Genomic DNA, 19,631 nt, shown 5'->3' with positions numbered 1-19,631 from the left:
GTTTTCTGAGCCTGAAAGAAGCTTACCCAATGACGCGTAAATCCCTCCGGCATCTCCGGAAATCCATAGCTTTCGTCGCGGCTGTCAGCATGCTTGGCCTCACGGCAGCATGTTCCAGTCCCTCCTCCAACCAGCCCGAAGACGGGCCGGTGGAGATCCGTTTCTCATGGTGGGGAAACGCCACCCGTGCGGATCTGACCAACAAGGCCATCAAGGAGTTCGAGGCCGCCAACCCTAATATCAAGGTCAAGCCGGAGTACGGCGACATCGGGGGTTACTTCGACAAACTGGCCACCCAGGTTGCGGCCAACGACGCCCCGGATGTCATCACCATGGGTGGTGCCTACCCAGCTGAGTACGCCAACCGCGGCGCCCTTCTGGACCTGTCCAAGGTGCAGGGTTCGCTGGATCTTTCCAAGATGGACCAGGGAGCCTTGGAAAACGGGCAGGTCCAAGGCAAGCAGTACGGCGTCTCCACCGGCGCCAACGCCCTGGCCATAGTAGTGAACCCTGCCGTGTTCCAGGCCGCGGGTGTCGCCCTGCCGGACGACGACTCCTGGTCCTGGGATGACTTTGCCAAGACCGCTGGGGACATCACAGCCAAGAGCCCCAAGGGAACCTACGGCACCGCTACCGTCCTGACGCACGATTCCCTGGATGCTTTCGCCCGCCAGCGCGGCAAGTCCCTCTACACGCAGGAGGGACAGCTTGGCCTGGACAAGGAAACCGTGCAGGACTACTTCGACTTCTCCCTGAAGCTCAGTGAATCGGGCGCTGCCCCCAGCGCTTCGGAGACCGTTGAGAAACTGAACGTCAGCACCGAGCAAACACTCATGGGCATGGGCCAGGCCGGCATGATGCTGACATGGACCAACTCACTGACTGCCCTCAGCAAAGCCTCAGGGGCAGAATTGAAGCTGCTCAAGCTCCCGGGGGAGAAGCCCACGCCCGGAATCTGGCTCCAGTCCTCGCAGTTCTACACCATCTCAGCCCGGAGCAAGCACACAGATGCTGCCGCCAAGCTGGTCAGCTTCCTCATCAACAATGAGGCCGCTGCGAAGATCATCCAGAGCGACCGCGGCGTGCCCAGCAACTCCGGCATGCGCACGGCCATCCAGGACCTCCTGACACCGCAGGGCAAGGCCGAAGCCGCCTACATCGACCAGATCGGCAAGATGGACTTCGCTCCAACCTTCATTGGTCCTACGGGATCCACGGCGGTCTCCGAGATCACCGCCCGCATCAACACCGAGGTTCTGTTCAAGAGGCTGAGCCCGGAGAAGGCGGCCGAGCAATGGCTTAGCGAGAGCAAAGCCGCCATAGGCAAGTAGGCAAGAGCAACGCGGGGTCACTTATGGCCACTTTTGAAGCGGTTTAGGGGCCACAACTGACCCCGCGTTGCTTTTAGCTAGACGGCGTTGGCGACTTCCAGGTACGGGTCCGCCCATGCACTGATGATGCGGGCCACCCGTGCTGCCTGGCCCTTGCCGGTCAGCAGATGCTCACTGCCCTCAAGGGAGATGAAACTCCGGGGGTGCCGGGCGGTGCGGAAGATTTCGCTGGCGTTGTCTATTCCCACGGTGTTGTCGGTGGGGGAGTGCATCACCATCAGGGGCTTGTGGAGGGTTCGGATGCAGTCGCGCAGATCAGCGCGTTCCACGTCCTCCACAAAGTGGCGGCGGACCTCCATGGGACGGCCGCCAAGGTCCACCACCGCGCTGCCGTCGCGCAGGATGTCTTCCATCTCGGTATCGAACATGTGCTCAACATGCTTGGGCTCGTACGGTGCCGCAACAGTCACCACGGCGTTCAGGCCGGGAATGTCGCGGGCTGCGGCGAGCACTGCCGCACCGCCGAACGAGTGGCCCACCAGCAAGGAAATTGCCCGGCCTTGTTCCCGCATGAACTCCGCGGCCAGGATGGTATCGGCCACTTTGACGCTGAAGGACCCTGCCGACCATTCGCCAGCGGATCCACCCAGGCCGAGGTTGTCGAAACGCAGCATCCCCACGCCCTGCTCCGCAAGCCCCTTGCAGATGCGCGAAGCCGCGGGGCTGTCTTTGCCAAGGGTCAGGCCATGTGAGTACAGGCCCCAGCCGCGGATGGGCCCCTCGGGCACGTCCACGATGCCCGCCAGGGCGTCGCCGGTACTACCCGTGAAGCTGATCTTTTCAGAGCGTGACACGCTGATCTCCTTGCGTTGCGGAGCCGGTTGCGGCAGTTGATTAACGACGACGGCGCCCCTCACCATCAGTGGTGAGTGGCGCCGTCGTCGTGTGTTCTTGTGGTGAAACGCGAACTAGATCTTGCGGGACAGGATGGCCTGCTTGACCTCTGCGATTGCCTGGGTCACCTGGATGCCACGCGGGCAGGCTTCCGAGCAGTTGAAGGTGGTGCGGCAACGCCACACGCCCTCTTTGTCGTTGAGGATCTCAAGGCGCATGTCGCCGGCGTCATCACGGGAATCGAAAATGAAGCGGTGGGCGTTGACGATCGCCGCAGGACCAAAGTACTGGCCATCGGTCCAGAAGACCGGGCAGGACGAGGTGCAGGCGGCGCACAGGATGCACTTGGTGGTGTCGTCAAAGCGCTCACGGTCCTCAACGGACTGCAGGCGTTCCTTGGTGGGCTCGTGGCCCTTGTTGATCAGGAACGGCATGACTTCGCGGAAGGACTGGAAGAAGGGCTCCATATCCACGATCAGGTCCTTCTCCACAGGGAGGCCCTTGATCGGCTCGACGGTGATGGGCTTGGTGGTGTCCAGGTCCTTCAGCAGCGTCTTGCAGGCGAGGCGGTTGCGGCCGTTGATGCGCATGGCATCGGAACCACACACGCCGTGGGCGCAGGAGCGGCGGAAGGAAACGCTGCCGTCGATCTCCCACTTGACCTTGTGGAGGGCATCCAGCACACGGTCCGTGCCGTACATGGTCAGCTTGTAGTCGTCCCAACGTGCTTCGTCCGAGATTTCGGGATCGTAGCGGCGCACGCGAAGCGTGATGTGGAACGTCGGAATTTCACCGTCACCGGCAACACTTGCCGGGAGCTCGATCTTGGAAGCGGGCTCTGCCATTTCGGTCGTCATTAGTACTTACGCTCCATCGGCTCGTAACGGGTGAAGATGACGGGTTTCGTCTCAAGACGGATGCCCGCGACGGATTCCGCTGAGGAATCGACGGTGACGGAAGTGTCCAGGTAAGCCATGGAGTGCTTCATGAACTTTTCGTCGTTGCGGTCCGGGAAGTCCTCGCGGTAGTGACCGCCGCGCGACTCTTCACGGTGCAGTGCACCTACGGTCATGACCTTGGCCATGTCCAGGAGGAAGCCCAGTTCCACGGCTTCCAGGAGGTCCAGGTTGAAGCGCTTGCCCTTGTCCTGAACGGTAACGTGCTTGTACCGCTCTTCGAAGGAAGCGATGTCGCGAAGGACCTGCTCCAGGGATTCCTTGGTGCGGAACACCTGCATGTTGGCATCCATGGTGTCCTGCAGTTCCTTGCGGATCTGTGCCACACGCTCGGTACCGTTGCCGGTAAGGAGCCCGTTCAGGATGCCACGGGTCATTGCCTCGGGGTCCTCCGGCAGCTCGACGTAGTCGGCGGTCTTGGAGTACTCCGCAGCGGCGATGCCGGCGCGCTTGCCGAACACGTTGATGTCCAGGAGCGAGTTGGTGCCCAGGCGGTTGGAGCCGTGGACGGAAACGCAGGCGACCTCACCGGCGGCGTAGAGGCCCGGCACGATCGTGTCGTTGTCCTGCAGCACTTCAGTGGTGATGTTGGTGGGGATGCCACCCATGGCGTAGTGCGCCGTGGGGAACACCGGAACAGGATCCGTGAACGGTTCCACACCCAGGTAGGTGCGGGCGAACTCGGTGATGTCCGGAAGCTTGGCTTCGATGTGCGCCGGCTCAAGGTGGGTCAGGTCCAGGAGGACGTAATCCTTGTTCGGACCACAACCGCGGCCTTCACGCACCTCGTTGGCCATGGCGCGGGCCACGATGTCGCGGGGTGCGAGGTCCTTGATGGTGGGGGCGTAGCGCTCCATGAAGCGCTCACCTTCGGAGTTACGCAGGATGGCACCTTCACCACGCGCACCCTCGGTAAGGAGGATGCCCAGGCCGGCGAGGCCGGTCGGGTGGAACTGGAAGAACTCCATGTCTTCCAGGGGGATGCCGCGGCGGAACGCGATGCCCATGCCGTCACCCGTGAGGGTGTGGGCGTTGGAGGTGGTCTTGAAGACCTTGCCGGCGCCACCGGAAGCGAACACCACCGACTTGGCCTGGAAGACGTGGAGCTCACCGGAGGCGAGGTCGTAGGAGACCACACCGGCAACGCGCTTTTGCTTGTACGGGGTTCCGTCTTCGCGCACTGCGTCTTCTTCGACGATCAGCAGGTCCAGGACGTAGTACTCGTTGTAGAACTCAACGTTGTGCTTGACGCAGTTTTGGTACAGCGTCTGCAGGATCATGTGGCCTGTGCGGTCGGCTGCATAGCAAGCACGGCGGACGGGGGCCTTGCCGTGGTCGCGGGTGTGGCCACCGAAGCGGCGCTGGTCAATGCGGCCTTCGGGCGTGCGGTTGAACGGCAGGCCCATCTTCTCCAGGTCCAGCACGGCGTCGATGGCTTCTTTCGCCATGACCTCGGCTGCGTCCTGGTCAACCAGGTAGTCGCCACCCTTGATGGTGTCAAAGGTGTGCCATTCCCAGTTGTCTTCTTCGACGTTGGCCAGTGCTGCACACATGCCACCCTGGGCTGCACCTGTGTGCGAGCGGGTGGGGTAGAGCTTGGTCAGTACCGCGGTGCGTGCGCGCTGACCGGACTCGATCGCGGCGCGCATGCCGGCGCCACCTGCACCGACAATGACGACGTCGTACTTATGGACCTGCATACCAGATGCTCTCTCTTTCAAAAATTCAGATGGTCGGCGGAGGCTGCTCCGCTACGTCAGGCGAACCGGTTGGCTCGGGAGAGCAACCGGCAGCGCCGCTACGGTGCCGGGCAGAATCCGCCAGGAAGCTGAACGCCGTCGACGACGGGGCACGGGTTGAAGGTGAAGATCACCAGCGTGCCAAGGATGATGATGACCAGGGTGGCCGCGTAGAGGACCATCTTGAGCCAGAAGCGCGTGGAATCCTTCTCGGCGTAGTCGTTGATGATGGTGCGGACGCCGTTGGTACCGTGCAGCATGGCAAGCCACAGCATGGCCAGGTCCCAGAACTGCCAGAACGGATCTGCCCACTTGCCGGCAACGAAGCCGAAGTCGATCGCGTGGATGCCTTCGCCTACCAGCAGGTTCACGAAGAGGTGGCCGAAGATCAGCACCACGAGGACGATGCCGGAGAGGCGCATGAAGAGCCAGGCGATCATCTCGAAGTTGCCACGGCTGGAGCCGGTGCGGTTGTACTTCGGTGCGATCTTTCCGGATCCGATTTTTCCGCTGCGCGGAGATTCGATGGTTGTCATGGCTTAGTGGCCTCCCAGCGCGAGGGAAAGGTGGCGGATGGCGAAGCCGGCGAACGTGACCAGCCACAGCGCAAGCACGACCCACAGCATTTGGCGCTGGTACTTGGCGCCCTTTTTCCAGAAGTCGATGGCAATCACGCGCAGGCCGTTGAAGGCGTGGAAGATGATCGCAGCGACCAGGCCCGTTTCCCCCAGGGCCATGAGGGGGTTCTTGTAAGCACCAATGACGGCCGTGTAGGCCTCGGGGGACACGCGCACCAATGAGGTGTCCAGCACATGGACCAACAAGAAGAAAAAGATCACTACACCGGTAATACGATGTCCAACCCAGGACCACATGCCTTCACGGCCGCGGTACAAGGTGCCAGCTGGTTTTGTCGGCACTGATTAAACCTTCCTGCAACACAGCGGCGCTGGCATGGGATCCACGCAAGGGGAACGCCTGCTGCGAGAGCACTCGTAGCTCACGCCTAAATCTAGGCTTCGCTCACAGCATATTCAATTTAGGACGGGCTTCTCTCCTTGTTAAATCCATGTTTCGTGCCAGTATTCAGGCAATTTTCACCACTTCCTGAGACGAATGCCACATGCGTGGCGCGCTGCAGGGCTTCGCGCCTGCGTCGGATAAAGTGTTGCGGTGAGTACAGAAGACGCAAAATACCCGGAATCGCCCATGAACCGCTTCCATGCGGTTATTCCGGCCGGCGGTGTGGGGACCCGGTTGTGGCCACTCTCGCGGGCCGCAGCGCCCAAGTTCCTTCATGACCTGACAGGTTCCGGCAGCACCTTGCTGAGGGCCACCTATGACCGCCTGGAGCCGCTGGCCGGCGAACGGGTATTGGTTGTCACCGGTGTTGCCCACCGCGCCGCAGTCTGCCGCCAGCTCCCTGAAGTGGGCGACGACGAACTGGTGCTCGAGAGTGAACCCAAGGACTCCGGTGCCGCGATCGGTCTTGCCGCTGCCATCCTCTACCGCCGTGACCCGGAGACCATCATGGGCTCCTTTGCGGCAGACCAGGTCATCAGTCCGGACGATCTTTTCCAGGAAACCGTGCGCGAGGCCATCTATACCGCCGCAATGGGAAAAATCGTCACCATCGGCATCAAGCCCACGCACCCTTCCACCGGCTTCGGCTACATCCGCTCCGGTGCTGCCCTCCACGTCGAAGGCGCGCCGAATGCGCTGGCCGTTGCGGAGTTCGTTGAGAAGCCAAGCCAGGAAGTAGCCAACAAGTACGTCGAAGCCGGCGACTACGTCTGGAACGCGGGCATGTTCGTGGCTCCCGTGGCGCTCATGCTCAAGCACCTTGAAGCCAACCAGCCTGAACTGTTCAAGGGCCTCCAGGAGATCGCGGAGGCCTGGGATACGCCGCAGCGTGCCGAAGTGACCGCCCGGGTTTGGCCTACGCTGCCCAAGATTGCCATTGACTACGCCGTTGCCGAGCCCGCAGCGGCAGCCGGCGATGTCGCCGTCGTGCCCGGTACTTTCCGGTGGGACGACGTCGGCGACTTTGCCGCGATCGGCCGCCTGAACAACGCCGGCGATGTTGACGAAGTGACCGTGCTTGGTGAAGGCGCCCGTGTGTTCGCGGAAAATGCCAGCGGCGTGGTGGTCTCCGATACCAAACGCGTCATTGCACTGATCGGCATCAAGGATGTGGTCATCGTGGACACCCCGGACGCGCTCCTGGTCACCACCAAAGAGCACGCGCAACTGGTCAAGGGCACTGTTGATGCCCTCAAGGCCAGCGGCGATACGGACGTGCTGTAACCACCCTCCTTATACCGTGAGCCACCTCTTTGGTTGTCCTGCGCCTGAACGCAGCGTAACCAAGAGGTGGCTTTCGTTCTTCGGAGCCGTGGCATGGCTAGAGTTGTGACGTGCGCAATTACACGACTGAAACCGAGCCAGCTCCCGTTGTGAGTCCTTGGGTGGATGAACTCCTTCCCGGACTCATCGAATTCCGGCGTGACCTCCATGCGCACCCTGAGCTTTCCTTCAAGGAATTCCGCACCACGGACAAGCTCGTGGAGCGGCTTGAGGCCGCCGGGCTGAAGCCCAGGCGCCTTGAGGAGACCGGCCTGACCGTTGACGTGGGTGAAGGCCCCATCGCCACCGCCCTTCGTGGTGACATTGACGCACTGCCGATCATTGAGGAAACCGGCTTGCCGTTCGCCTCGAAGAACCATGGTGTGACCCATGCTTGCGGGCACGATGTCCATACCACTGCCATGCTTGGCATCGCTTTGACGCTGCAGCGGATGCACAAGAACAACCCGCTCGGCGGCACGGTCCGGATCATCTTCCAGCCGGCCGAGGAAACCATGCCCGGCGGAGCGCTGGCCTGCATCGAGCAGGGAGTGCTGGAAGGCGTGCCGCGTATCCTGGCGCTGCATTGCGATCCGCGGATCAACGTAGGCCAGATCGGCACCCGCATCGGGGCCATCACCTCGGCGTCGGACACCATCAAGATTGAGCTTTCCGGCCGGGGAGGGCACACCTCCAGGCCGCACCTGACCGAGGACCTTGTGTTCGCCTTGGCTCAAATCGCGGTGAATGTGCCGGCAGTCCTTTCCCGCCGCGTGGACGTCCGCAGTGGCGTGTCGGTGGTTTGGGGCCAGATTTCTGCAGGTTCGGCACCGAACGCCATTCCGGGAACCGGCTACATGGCCGGCACCATGCGTTGCCTGGACCGCGACGCCTGGCACAGTGCGGGGGAGTTGCTGGACGACGTCGTCAGGCAGGTTGCCGCGCCCTACGGCGTGGATGTCCATCTGGAACACACCCGTGGCGTGCCTCCCGTGGTGAACTCCGAGCACGAGACTGCCCTCATTGAAGCCTCTGCCCGCGCCGAGCTGGGGGAGAATGCGGTGGTCCTCACGCCGCAGTCCATGGGTGGCGAGGACTTTGCCTGGTTCCTGGCGGACCTTCCCGGTGCCATGATGCGCCTGGGTACCCACACCCCGGGCGGCGAAGAGTACGATCTCCACCGCGGTGACTTCATTGTTGATGAACGCGCCCTCGGCTACGCCATCCGCGTGCTGACCGCAGCTGCCCTGCGAACCATCCGCGACCTCGAACAGTAAACCCACCTGAGTCGCAGTTAAGCGCGTTTCGACCTGTCAGAACGCGCTAACTGCGACTCAGTTGGGTACTTTAGGGGGAGATGAGTTGTGCGCAATTGAATTGTGCACTATCGTTTAATCCATGAGTGATGCACCCCGCCTCCGCCACCAGGTCTGCTTTGCGCTGTACTCGGCGTCCAAGGCGGCGACGGCGGTCTACCGCCCCGTGCTGGATGACCTCGGCCTAACCTACCCGCAGTACCTGGTGATGCTGGTCCTCTGGGAGCAGGAGCCCCGGAGCGTCCGCGACCTTGGTGCCGAACTCGGCCTGGATTCAGGAACGTTGTCACCCCTCCTGAAGCGCCTTGAGGGCCTGGGCCTGGTGGAACGCCGCCGCTCGGCCGAAGACGAGCGCCGCGTGGACGTTGTCCTGACCGACGCCGGGACCGCCTTGAGCGCCCGTGCCCAGGCCGTTCCCCAGCGCCTCGCCGACGCGGCAGGCCTTTCTGCCGACGAAATCGAACAGCTCCACGCCACGCTCGGCAAACTCACCACGGCCTTGAACAGCTCACTCTGACGAACTCCCGCTCCCGGAAAATCCCGGAACATCCATTCCCGAAGAGAAACGGAAACACCATGAAGACTCTCTACACTGCCGAGGCACTGGCCTCCGGCGAAGGCCGCGATGGCAACGCCCGCACCAATGACGGCAAGCTGGATGTAGCACTGGCCAGCCCCGTGGAGCTCGGCGGCAACGGTGAAGGAACCAACCCGGAGCAGCTCTTTGCTGCCGGCTACGCGGCATGCTTCCACTCCGCCCTGCGCCTGGTGGGCCGCAAGGAACGCGTTGACCTCAGCGACTCCGCAGTGGCTGCCAAGATCCACTTCGGCGCCCTGACGGACAGTGAAGGTTACGGCCTGGCTGCCGAACTCGAGATTGCCCTGCCCGCGCTGGACCGCAGCACCGCTGAAGAGCTGATGGCCAAAGCGCACCAGATCTGCCCTTACTCCAATGCAACCCGCGGCAACATGGCCGTAGACCTCAAGCTCGTGGAGTTCGCAGCATGAGCGCCGTAACTGAAACCCGCGAAATCCAGCTGGCCTCCCGCCCGGTGGGACGCCCGGCCCAGGAGAACTTCCGGCTGGCAGCGGCACCGCTCCCGGAGCTCGCCGAGGGACAGGTTTTGGTGAAGAACCAGTTCATGTCCGTGGATCCGTACATGCGTGGCCGCATGAACGACGTCAAGTCCTACTCCGCGCCGTTCCGTCTGGATGCAGCGCTCGACGGCGGTGCGGTAGGTGAGGTGATCGCGTCCCGTTCGGACGCGCACAAGGTGGGTGACGTCGTCGTGCATCAACTGGGCTGGCGCGAGCACGCTGTAGTGGACGCCGCGGCAACTACTCCCGTCCCGTCGGGGCTGGCCCCGACGTCTGCCTTCCTGGGTGCGCTGGGCATGACCGGCCTGACTGCTTACGCGGGGCTGCTGAAGGTCGCAGAGTTCAAGGAAGGCGACGTCGTGTTCGTCTCCGGAGCCGCTGGGGCCGTCGGTTCCATGGTGGGCCAGATCGCCAAAGCCATGGGTGCATCAAAGGTGATCGGCAGTGCGGGATCCCCGGAGAAGGTTGCCCGGTTGCTGGAGCTCGGTTTTGATGCCGCCTTCAACTACAACGACGCTCCGGTGCTGGACCAGCTCAAGGATGCGGCAGGGGAGCGCGGCATCGATGTCTACTTCGACAACGTTGGCGGAGAACACCTGGAAGCAGCCCTGGCAACCCTGACAGTGGGCGGCCGTGTGGCCATGTGCGGTGCCATTGCACAGTACAACTCCACCGAGCCCCCGGTCGCGCCCCGGAACCTTGCCGTGGCCATCGGCAAGCAGCTCACCCTGCGTGGGTTCCTGGTGGGCGGCCAGCGTCAACACGCCCCCGAATTCGCGCAGAGGATGGCAGGATGGCTGGCCGATGGGTCCGTCAGCTATGACGAGACAATCGTTGACGGACTGGAAAACGCACCGCAGGCCTTCATTGACCTGCTGGACGGGGCGAACACCGGGAAGATGCTGGTCCGCCTTTAATCCACAGGTGAATCACATGTGACTTGCACACCCGGCTACTGCTTGGTAACAAAAGGTCAACAATCTGACCTGGAGGGATCATTTGTGGTAGCTGGGTGTGTTCCAGGCCACTAGTGTTGGTGACATCAATGCGCTTCGGCGCAGCTGCGAGCATCAGTGAAAACAGAATTTCTGCCTCAGGTATAGGAAACGGACACTCATTGACCATCCGTCGTAGCGCCAATCACTTTCTTCCTGGAGGAAAATTGAAGAAACCACTGCGTGCCACCCTGAAGCGCGGTTCAATGGCCGGTGTTGCCACCCTCGGCGCAGCAGCGCTCCTGCTGACCAGTTGTGGACAGGCCCCCGATGCTGGCTCCGGCACCGCCACCAAGAGTGACTTCCTTGGATGCATCGTCTCGGACTCCGGTGGATTCGATGACCAGTCCTTCAACCAGTCCTCATTCGAAGGCCTCAAGAAGGCTGAGACAGACTTGGGCATCACCGTGAAGTCGGCCGAATCCAAGGCCAACAGCGACTTCGAGACGAACCTCAACGGCATGGTCTCCGCAGGCTGCAACCTCACGGTTACGGTCGGCTTCCTCCTCGGCGACGCCACCAAGGCTGCCGCCGCTGCGAACGCCGACAAGCACTTCGCGATTATCGACTACTCGTACGAAACCCCCATCACCAACGTGAAGCCGATCGTCTATGACACGGCACAAGCGGCCTACCTGGCAGGCTACGCAGCTGCGGCCACGTCCAAGACCGGCAAGGTGGGTACCTTCGGCGGCATCAAGATCCCCACGGTCACCATCTTCATGGACGGCTTCTACGACGGTGTCCAGGCCTACAACAAGGCCAAGAACAAGACCGTCCAGGTTGTCGGCTGGGACAAGAACACCCAGGACGGCTCATTCACGGGTGACTTCGAGAAGCAGGACACCGGCAAGCAGGTCACCATCAACCTGCTGGACCAGGGCGCGGACATCATCATGCCCGTGGCCGGACCGGTTGGTAAGGGTGCAGGCGCTGCGCTGAAGGAAGCCAAGGCCTCAGGCAAGGACGTCAAGCTCATCTGGGTTGACTCCGACGGCTACCTCACCGCCCCCGAATACAAGGACCTCATGCTGACCTCCGTGGTCAAGCAGATGGGCGAGGCCGTTGAAACCGTGGTGAAGGATGACAAGGACGGCAAGTTCACCAACGAGGCCTATGTTGGCACGTTGGAAAACGATGGCGTTGCGATTGCTCCGTTCCATGACCTTGACTCGGCCGTGACCGCAGAAACCAAGTCCGAACTCGATGCCCTGAAGGCAGACATCGTCTCCGGCAAGCTGGTTGTCGAATCGGCAGCGAGCCCCAAGAAGTAAATCAATTCCTGGACGCGCCGCCAGTACCGAGCCCCGGTACTGGCGGCGCGTTTTTGCCCTGACTACGCTGGGCCTCAAAGCCAGTGGCTTTGGAGCAGTACAGCTGTCCCTCGGACTCACAGAACGGTGGGAGTTGTGAAACTCGAATTGAAGGGGATCTCGAAAGCCTTCGGGACCTTCTACGCCAACCAAGACATCGACCTCGTCGTCGAATCCGGCCAGATCCATTGCCTCCTGGGCGAAAATGGTGCCGGTAAATCAACCCTGATGAACGTGCTGTACGGGCTGTATGAGCCCACAGCAGGCCAGATCCTGGTGGATGACCAACCGGTCAACTTCCGTGGACCTGGCGACGCCATGGCAGCAGGTATTGGCATGGTGCACCAGCACTTCATGCTGGTTCCCGTTTTCACGGTGGCAGAAAACGTGGCGCTCGGCGCAGAACCCACCACTTTTGGCGGTGTGCTGAGCATGGAAGAAACCCGGAAGAAAATCCGGGAGATTTCCGATCAATACGGCTTCGACGTCGATCCCGACGCCCTCGTGGAGGACCTCCCCGTGGGCGTCCAGCAGCGCGTCGAAATCATCAAGGCGCTGGTCCGCGAAGCCAAAGTCCTGATCCTGGACGAACCCACGGCTGTGCTGACACCCCAGGAAACCGATGAACTCCTGGACATCATGCGCCAGCTCAAGGCCGGCGGCACCTCCATTGTGTTCATTTCGCACAAGCTGCGGGAAGTGAAAGCTGTCTCCGACGTCATTACCGTGGTCCGCCGCGGCAAAGTGGTGGGCGATGCACCTCCTACGGCATCGGCCACTGAACTGGCATCGATGATGGTGGGCCGTCCCGTCAGCTTGAGCCTGAACAAGGCCCCGGCGCAACCGAAGGACACCACGTTCGTCGTGGAGAACCTGACGGTCCGGGCAGCCAACGGCACCAACGTGGTGGACGGGATCAGCTTCGGAATCGCCCAAGGCGAGATCCTCGCCGTCGCCGGTGTACAAGGCAACGGCCAGACGGAGCTCACCGAAGCGATCCTCGGAATCCAGGACCATGTCACTGGTTCGGTGACGCTGGATGGCAAGGAGCTGCTGGGGCTTTCCGTCAAGGAAGTCCTGCGCTCCGGCGTTGGGTTCGTGCCCGAGGACCGCTCGGTGGACGGGCTGGTTGGTCCCTTCTCCGTAGCTGAGAACCTGGTCCTGGACCTCTATGACCAAGCACCGTTTGCCAGCGGTATCAGCATGAAACCTGCAAAGGTCTCCGAGCACGCAAAGACCAAAATCGAGGAGTTCGACATCCGGACGCCCTCCGCGGCCTCGGCTGCCGGAACATTGTCCGGCGGCAACCAGCAAAAAGTGGTCATGGCCAGGGAGCTATCCCGGCCCCTGCGGTTGTTTATTGCCAGCCAGCCCACACGCGGCGTGGACGTCGGTTCCATCGAATTCCTGCACAAACGGATCGTTGCCGAACGCGATGTTGGAACACCGGTCATGATTGTTTCCACCGAGCTCGATGAAGTCATTGAACTCGCAGACCGGATTGCCGTGCTGTACAAGGGCAAGCTCGTCGGTATTGTCCCCGGCGGGACGTCACGGGACACGCTCGGATTGATGATGGCCGGAGTCGGCCCTGAAGGAGGCTCCGATGACTGAGAACGATCAGTCCAACAACGAGCAAACACCCACTGGATCTTCAGCGGACCAGTCCGCAGTGGACCAGTCCTCAACGGATCTCCGCGCGGCGGAGGTCTCCCTGGACACCGCAGGAGGAACGCTGGAACCCTCCATTGTTCCTGTTTCATCCCAAAGCGGGGACCCTGGCCACCAGCAGGGCAGCGTCCTGCGCCGGATCGTCATGGGCAACGGTTTTGTCTCTGTCCTGGCGGTCCTGGTTGCCCTGTTCCTGGGCGGCCTGTTGATCGCCAGCACCGATACCCAGGTAGCCAAAACCGCAGGTTATCTCTTTGCCCGGCCCACGGACTTCCTCAATGCGTTGTGGGCGGCCATGACCGAGAGCTACGTTGCGCTCTTCCAAGGCTCCGTCTTCAGCGCACGTGAGGGATTCAAGCCCTTGCTCGAGACCATGACCGTGGCAACGCCCCTGATCTGCGCCGGCCTTGGAGTGGCCCTGGCCTTCCGTGCAGGGCTGTTCAACATTGGTGCGCAAGGCCAGATCATCATCAGTGCCACGCTGGCGGCCTATGTCGGTTTCACCTGGCACCTGCCGTTCGGCCTGCACCTGCTGGTGGTCATCATCATGGGTGTCCTGGGTGGCGCCGTGTGGGGCGGGATCGTCGGCATCCTCAAAGCCCGGACCGGGGCGCATGAGGTCATCGTGACCATCATGCTGAACTACGTGGCGCTGTTCCTGTTGGACTTCCTCCTCAATACAGCTGCCTTCCGCCGTCCAGGGGACAGCAGCCCCATCTCGCCGCGCCTGGATGAGTCGGCGACATATCCGGTGCTCATCCCGGGATCCCGGCTGCACCTTGGGTTCCTGGTGGCCATCGCACTGACCTTTGGCGTGTGGTGGTTGCTGAACCGTTCCACCATCGGCTTCGAGTTCCGGGCAGTGGGGGCCAACCCCATCGCAGCCCGGACAGCCGGTGTCAACGTACCCCGCGCCACCATCCTGGTGATGGCCATGGCCGGCGCCCTCGCCGCATTTGGCGGAGTTGCCCAAGTGGCCGGCACCGAGAAAGTGCTGACCGGCGGCGTCGCCGCCCAGATCGGTTTTGACTCCATCACCGTTGCACTGCTGGGACGGAGCACGCCCTGGGGGACGTTCTTTGCCGGCCTGCTGTTTGGAGCTTTCCGTGCAGGGGCCGTGCAGATGCAGATCCAGACGGGGACGCCCATCGACATCGTGTTGGTGGTCCAGTCCCTGATCGTTCTCTTCATCGCGGCACCCCCGCTGATCAGGTCGATTTTCCGGCTTGAGCAAAAGAAGAAGAACAAGACACCGAAAGCGGCTCCCAAGGCTGCCCTCGTCAACGCCTCCGGAGGTGCCAAATGAGCGCGACAACCACCGCTCCGACGTCGGGATCAACGGCCCTGCCGGCCTTCCGGCCATCCATGAAAGTCCCGCTCTCCCTCGGCATCCTTGCCCTCATAGCCCTGGTGTTCTTCGGCTTCCTGGGCCCGGACCAGACCGCCGAAATGAAGATCAGCGACGCCGGTGACGCCGTCGCCGTTCCCGCCCTTATGATTCCCGGGCAGGTGGGCGGTGTGGTCTTTGGCATCCTGCTCCTGGCCATGGCCGCCTATTCCATCTACCTCTGGACGCAGGGGGAACGCTCACCGAAGTGGCTTCCGATCGTGTTTGCCGTGGTTTTTGTGTTCGCGTTGCTTGTCTGGATCGTGGCAGGGGCACGGCAGCCCTCCATTTCACTGGCCGGCCTGGTAGCCGGCTCGGTGACCCTGGCAGTGCCGCTGGTCTTTGGTTCGCTCTCAGGCGTGCTTTGTGAGCGTGTAGGCGTAGTAAACATCGCCATCGAGGGCCAGCTCCTGGGTGGCGCATTCACTGCTGCCCTGGTGGCCACGATGACTGGCAGCCCGTACATCGGCCTCATTGCAGCCGCTGCTGCCGGTGCCGCTGTATCCATGGTCCTGGCGGTCTTCAGCATCAAGTACCTGGTCAACCAGATCATCGTGGGCGTTGTCCTCAACGTCCTCGTGTCGGGTCTGACCGGCTTCCTCTACGGCACTTTGATGGTGCCCAACAAGGAGCAGTTCAACACCCCGGGGCGGCTTGATATCCTGCCGATCCCGCTGCTCTCGGACATCCCCATCATTGGTCCCATCCTCTTTGAGCAATCCATCGCGGGCTACCTCATGTACGTGGCTGTGGCTGTGGTGTGGTTCGGCCTGTTCAAGACCCGGTGGGGCCTGCGTGTCCGCGCTGTCGGCGAGCACCCGCAGGCTGCCGACACCCTGGGCATCAACGTCAACGCCACCCGTTTCTGGAACGTCACTTTGGGTGGTGCCATCGCCGGTATCGGCGGCGCGGTGTTCACCCTGGTGACCATCGACTCCTTCACCAAGGACATCTCCGGCGGCCGTGGCTTCATCGCCCTGGCAGCGTTGATCTTTGGCCGGTGGAACCCGATCGGCGCCTTCCTGGCATCGCTCCTGTTCGGCTTCGCGTACAACCTGCAGTCCATCCTGGGCATCATTGGTACTCCGGTTCCCAGCCAGTTCATGGCCATGCTGCCGTATCTGGTGACCATCTTCGCCGTCGCCGGTTTGGTGGGTAAGTCACGTGGACCGGCGGCCAGCGGCATACCGTACGTGAAGGGTTGACGATGCCTGCGAATGACATTGACTGGCAGGCACTGGAAGTTGCTGCCAAGCAGGCCATGCTCAACGCCTACGCCCCGTATTCGAAGTTCCCGGTGGGGGCTGCGGCCCTTACCGAGGACGGCCGGATCATCAGTGGTTGCAACGTGGAGAATGCCAGCTATGGCCTGACCCTCTGCGCCGAATGTGCCCTGGTGGGCCAGCTCCACATGACCGGGGGCGGCAGGATCGCCGCGTTCTACTGCGTGGATGGCCAAGGCAACATCCTCATGCCCTGCGGGCGTTGCCGGCAGTTGCTCTACGAATTCAGGGCGCCCGGAATGCAGCTCATGACAACTCAGGGAATCAAATCCATGGACCAGGTGCTGCCTGACGCCTTTGGTCCCGAACACCTGGAGGAAACCACGTGACCAGCACTGAAGCGTTCGACGCCGTCCAGATCATTTCCATTAAGCGGGACAAGGGCACGCTCACGCCTGAGCAGATCGACTGGACCATTGATGCCTACACCCGCGGTGTGATTGCCGAGGAACAGATGGCTGCGCTGAACATGGCCATCCTGCTGAACGGAATGGACCGCTCAGAGATCTCGCGGTGGACTTCGGCCATGATCGCCTCGGGGGAGCGGATGGACTTTTCGTCCCTGACAAGGCCCGACGGCGGCCGGAAGGCTACCAGCGACAAGCACTCCACCGGGGGAGTCGGGGACAAGATCACGCTGCCGCTGGCACCGCTGGTGGCCGTGTTCGGCGTCGCCGTTCCGCAGCTTTCGGGCCGCGGACTCGGCCACACCGGCGGAACCCTGGACAAGCTCGAGGCCATCCCCGGGTGGAGGGCCAACCTCAGCAACGACCAAATCATGGCCCAACTCCAGGACGTTGGCGCTGTCATTTGCGCCGCGGGCTCCGGGCTCGCCCCGGCGGATAAGAAGCTCTATGCCTTGCGTGACGTCACGGGCACAGTGGAAGCCATCCCGCTGATTGCTTCTTCGATCATGAGCAAGAAGATCGCTGAAGGAACGGGCTCCCTGGTGCTGGACGTCAAGGTGGGTTCGGGCGCGTTCATGAAGGACGAAGCGCGGGCCCGCGAACTGGCAGAGACCATGGTGGCCCTGGGCAAGGACGCCGGCGTACATACCGTTGCGCTGATCACGGATATGTCCACGCCCCTGGGGTTGACCGCCGGAAATGCGATCGAAGTCGAGGAATCCGTGGAGGTCCTTGCCGGCGGCGGTCCGGAAGACGTCGTCGAGTTGACTGTCCGGTTGGCCGAGGAGATGCTGGCCGGTGCCGGGATCCACGACGCCGACCCCGCGGCCGCCTTGAAGGACGGCCGTGCCATGGACGTCTGGAACCGGATGATCCAAGCGCAGGGTGGCGACCCGCGTGCCGCCCTTCCGGTGGCAAAGGAATCCGAGGTTGTCTATGCTCCTGCGGACGGTGTACTGATGGAACTGGATGCGCTGTCTGTAGGTGTGGCCGCTTGGCGCCTCGGTGCCGGGCGGGCCCGCAAGGAAGACCAGGTCCAGGCAGGGGCCGGTGTGCGGCTGCACGCCAAGCCCGGCGCCTTGGTCCGTGCGGGTGAGCCGCTCATGACGCTCCTGACGGACACCCCTGAGAAATTCGAGCGGGCAAAGGAAGCGCTCCAGGAAGCCGTGGTGATTGCACCGGAGGGTTCACGCCCGGCGCACCAGCTCATCATCGACCGCATCGCCTAGGCTTAAGTGTTCCGGGTTGTTCGCCAAGAGCAGCCCGGAACACCAGTCATCCGGCGCCATTGGGAGCCGGCTACCTTAAGGAAACCGTGCAGGCCATCAACGATTTCATCCTCGCCGCGGCCGGGCAGCCATGGGTGTTGTTCCTGGTGCTGGCTTGCTGCGTCATTGATGGCTTCTTCCCGCCCATCCCGAGTGAGTCGGTCGTGGTAGGCCTCAGCGCGGTTTCCGGAAGCAGCGGCTTGCCCAATGTATGGCTGCTGGGATTGATGGCTGCCATTGGCGCCTTTTCCGGGGACAACATCGCGTACATCATCGGCCGGCGCATCGGCATCCAGCGTTGGCGTTGGATGCGTACCCAGCGGATGCAAGGCGCCTTCCGCTGGGCCGGGAAGGAACTTCGACGCCGGTCTGCCTCGCTGATCATGGTGGCCCGGTTCATCCCCATCGGCAGGGTGGCCGTCAACCTGACGGCAGGCGCCACGCATTTCCACCATCGGCGCTTTGTTGCACTGACGGCCATGTCCGCTGTCCTGTGGGCCACGTATTCGGTGATCCTTGGCTACTTCTTTGGAGTCTGGTTCGAGGACAACCACCTTCTGGGTGCCGTCATAGCGATCGTGGTGGCCGTCATCCTGGGCATCATCATTGATCGGATCATCAGCAAGGTCCGGGGATCGGTGCCTTTGGACGGTAAGAACATACCCGGCGAAGACGCCCCGGCTCCACCCACGGTATGACGCCGGGAGCCCCGGAAGATCAGCCCCGCGGTTGACGACGGCACCATCCCGGCAGCTATAGCGTTAAGCGTGTGATCCCGAGGCTGGGGCGTAGCGAACGACGTCCCGGCCATGGGACACTAAGAGCGACTTCCGTCACAGTGTCAAGTCATATTCGCCTAGGAGCTACCGCCGCGTGGAGTTTTTGAACCAAATGCTCGAGCATGCAGCCGGGCAGCCATGGATATACCCGGTACTCCTGGTCTTCTTTTTCATTGACGGATTTGCCACCATCCTGCCCAGCGAAACAGCCATTGTGGGCCTCTCGGCGCTGTCCCTTCACAGCGGAGAACCCAACCTCTGGATCCTGGGCGCAACCGCACTGGTAGGTGCCATGGCCGGTGACAACATGGCCTACATGCTGGGCCGGAAAATTGGTCTCACCCGCTGGAAGTGGATGCGCAGGCCCAAGGTCCAGAAAATGTTTGCCTGGGCACAGTATGAGCTCGACAAGCGCGGCGCAGTCCTCATTTTCACGGCCCGGTACATCCCTTGGGGAAGGGTCGCGGTGAACTACGTTGCCGGGCAGACCGGGTTCCGCCACCGGACCTTCTTCTGGCTGGACGCCTTCGCCTGCGTCACCTGGGTTGCCTACTCGATTGGCATCGGCCTCCTTGCCGGTCAATGGGTGCATAACAACCCGCTCCTTGGAGTCGGCATCGCAGTCGCCTTCGCCGTAATTTTGGGCATCGTGGTGGACCACGCCCTGCGCTGGTGGCACAAGTACCTTGAAAAGAAGGACCTGGCCAAGGAAACTGCTGCCGGTGCCGAATCACCGGTTGCCGGTCCTGTTTCCGGTCCCACCGAAAAGGCTGTCGCCGGCGTCGACCTCTCCAAGCCGGCCAGCTAGTTGTGGCCGGCAGGTATAAGAGCAGGTAAAGAGCAGTACT

19 protein-coding genes are annotated in these 19,631 nt (G+C 62.3%); 14 read left to right on the top strand and 5 right to left on the bottom strand.

The window, feature by feature from the left end; translation table 11 throughout:
• Window positions 1-29 precede the first annotated feature (29 nt).
• Window positions 30-1,331 (top strand): ABC transporter substrate-binding protein, encoded by a 1,302-nt coding sequence (locus tag BLQ01_RS07375; protein ID WP_091550837.1) that lies wholly within the window; start codon window positions 30-32, stop codon window positions 1,329-1,331.
• Window positions 1,332-1,408: 77 nt separating this feature from the next.
• On the opposite strand, the gene BLQ01_RS07370 is transcribed toward BLQ01_RS07375, so the two are convergent.
• The 5 genes from BLQ01_RS07370 to sdhC form a co-directional block, all read right to left on the bottom strand.
• Complete coding sequence (locus tag BLQ01_RS07370) at window positions 1,409-2,185, bottom strand: alpha/beta hydrolase (RefSeq protein ID WP_026542863.1); 777 nt, start codon at window positions 2,183-2,185, stop codon at window positions 1,409-1,411.
• Between the two features lie 114 nt (window positions 2,186-2,299).
• Window positions 2,300-3,082 (bottom strand): succinate dehydrogenase iron-sulfur subunit, encoded by a 783-nt coding sequence (locus BLQ01_RS07365; protein WP_026542862.1) that lies wholly within the window; start codon window positions 3,080-3,082, stop codon window positions 2,300-2,302.
• Window positions 3,082-4,881 carry a succinate dehydrogenase flavoprotein subunit gene (sdhA, locus tag BLQ01_RS07360; protein WP_026547511.1) on the bottom strand — a complete coding sequence of 600 codons (1,800 nt, stop codon included), beginning with the start codon at window positions 4,879-4,881 and terminating at the stop codon, window positions 3,082-3,084. Before sdhA ends, BLQ01_RS07365 begins: the two co-directional genes overlap by 1 nt.
• A 98-nt stretch (window positions 4,882-4,979) precedes the next feature.
• Window positions 4,980-5,456, bottom strand: a complete 477-nt coding sequence (locus tag BLQ01_RS07355; protein ID WP_026542860.1) for a succinate dehydrogenase hydrophobic membrane anchor subunit — start codon at window positions 5,454-5,456, stop codon at window positions 4,980-4,982.
• Between the two features lie 3 nt (window positions 5,457-5,459).
• The gene (sdhC, locus tag BLQ01_RS07350) at window positions 5,460-5,840 is read right to left on the bottom strand and encodes a succinate dehydrogenase, cytochrome b556 subunit (protein ID WP_018777254.1); all 381 of its coding nucleotides are present in this window, start codon (window positions 5,838-5,840) and stop codon (window positions 5,460-5,462) included.
• Window positions 5,841-6,093: 253 nt separating this feature from the next.
• On the opposite strand from sdhC, the gene BLQ01_RS07345 reads away from it, so the two are divergent.
• The 13 genes from BLQ01_RS07345 to BLQ01_RS07285 all read left to right on the top strand — a co-directional run bounded on the left by BLQ01_RS07345 (window position 6,094) and on the right by BLQ01_RS07285 (window position 19,591).
• Window positions 6,094-7,227 carry a mannose-1-phosphate guanylyltransferase gene (locus BLQ01_RS07345; RefSeq protein ID WP_026542859.1) on the top strand — a complete coding sequence of 378 codons (1,134 nt, stop codon included), beginning with the start codon at window positions 6,094-6,096 and terminating at the stop codon, window positions 7,225-7,227.
• Window positions 7,228-7,337: 110 nt separating this feature from the next.
• Entirely contained in the window at window positions 7,338-8,543 is a 1,206-nt protein-coding gene (locus BLQ01_RS07340) for an amidohydrolase (protein WP_026547510.1), read from the top strand.
• Window positions 8,544-8,664: 121 nt separating this feature from the next.
• Window positions 8,665-9,099 carry a MarR family winged helix-turn-helix transcriptional regulator gene (locus tag BLQ01_RS07335; protein ID WP_091550836.1) on the top strand — a complete coding sequence of 145 codons (435 nt, stop codon included), beginning with the start codon at window positions 8,665-8,667 and terminating at the stop codon, window positions 9,097-9,099.
• Between the two features lie 59 nt (window positions 9,100-9,158).
• On the top strand, window positions 9,159-9,590 hold the full coding sequence (locus BLQ01_RS07330) for an organic hydroperoxide resistance protein (RefSeq protein WP_026542856.1): 432 nt from the start codon (window positions 9,159-9,161) through the stop codon (window positions 9,588-9,590).
• Complete coding sequence (locus BLQ01_RS07325; protein WP_026542855.1) at window positions 9,587-10,597, top strand: NADP-dependent oxidoreductase; 1,011 nt, start codon at window positions 9,587-9,589, stop codon at window positions 10,595-10,597. Before BLQ01_RS07330 ends, BLQ01_RS07325 begins: the two co-directional genes overlap by 4 nt.
• Window positions 10,598-10,710: 113 nt before the next feature.
• Entirely contained in the window at window positions 10,711-11,949 is a 1,239-nt protein-coding gene (locus tag BLQ01_RS07320) for a BMP family lipoprotein (protein WP_035761225.1), read from the top strand.
• Between the two features lie 135 nt (window positions 11,950-12,084).
• Complete coding sequence (locus tag BLQ01_RS07315) at window positions 12,085-13,602, top strand: ABC transporter ATP-binding protein (protein WP_091551161.1); 1,518 nt, start codon at window positions 12,085-12,087, stop codon at window positions 13,600-13,602.
• The gene (locus BLQ01_RS07310; RefSeq protein ID WP_091550834.1) at window positions 13,595-14,965 is read left to right on the top strand and encodes an ABC transporter permease; all 1,371 of its coding nucleotides are present in this window, start codon (window positions 13,595-13,597) and stop codon (window positions 14,963-14,965) included. The genes BLQ01_RS07315 and BLQ01_RS07310 overlap by 8 nt, the downstream gene beginning before the upstream one ends.
• Window positions 14,962-16,251, top strand: a complete 1,290-nt coding sequence (locus BLQ01_RS07305) for an ABC transporter permease (RefSeq protein WP_026542851.1) — start codon at window positions 14,962-14,964, stop codon at window positions 16,249-16,251. Before BLQ01_RS07310 ends, BLQ01_RS07305 begins: the two co-directional genes overlap by 4 nt.
• 2 nt (window positions 16,252-16,253) lie before the next feature.
• Window positions 16,254-16,658, top strand: a complete 405-nt coding sequence (locus BLQ01_RS07300) for a cytidine deaminase (RefSeq protein ID WP_026542850.1) — start codon at window positions 16,254-16,256, stop codon at window positions 16,656-16,658.
• The gene (locus BLQ01_RS07295) at window positions 16,655-17,965 is read left to right on the top strand and encodes a thymidine phosphorylase (protein WP_091550832.1); all 1,311 of its coding nucleotides are present in this window, start codon (window positions 16,655-16,657) and stop codon (window positions 17,963-17,965) included. The genes BLQ01_RS07300 and BLQ01_RS07295 overlap by 4 nt, the downstream gene beginning before the upstream one ends.
• 86 nt (window positions 17,966-18,051) lie before the next feature.
• Window positions 18,052-18,702: a DedA family protein gene (locus tag BLQ01_RS07290; RefSeq protein WP_026542848.1), complete on the top strand. Its 651-nt coding sequence runs from the start codon at window positions 18,052-18,054 to the stop codon at window positions 18,700-18,702.
• 175 nt (window positions 18,703-18,877) lie between these two features.
• Window positions 18,878-19,591, top strand: coding sequence for a DedA family protein (locus tag BLQ01_RS07285; protein WP_254779275.1), 714 nt, complete (start codon window positions 18,878-18,880; stop codon window positions 19,589-19,591).
• Window positions 19,592-19,631 lie beyond the last annotated feature (40 nt).

Origin of the sequence: Arthrobacter sp. UNCCL28, assembly GCF_900102805.1 — a bacterium.
Lineage (GTDB): Bacteria > Actinomycetota > Actinomycetes > Actinomycetales > Micrococcaceae > Arthrobacter > Arthrobacter nicotinovorans_A.
This window is presented reverse-complemented; position numbering and strand designations above follow the sequence as displayed.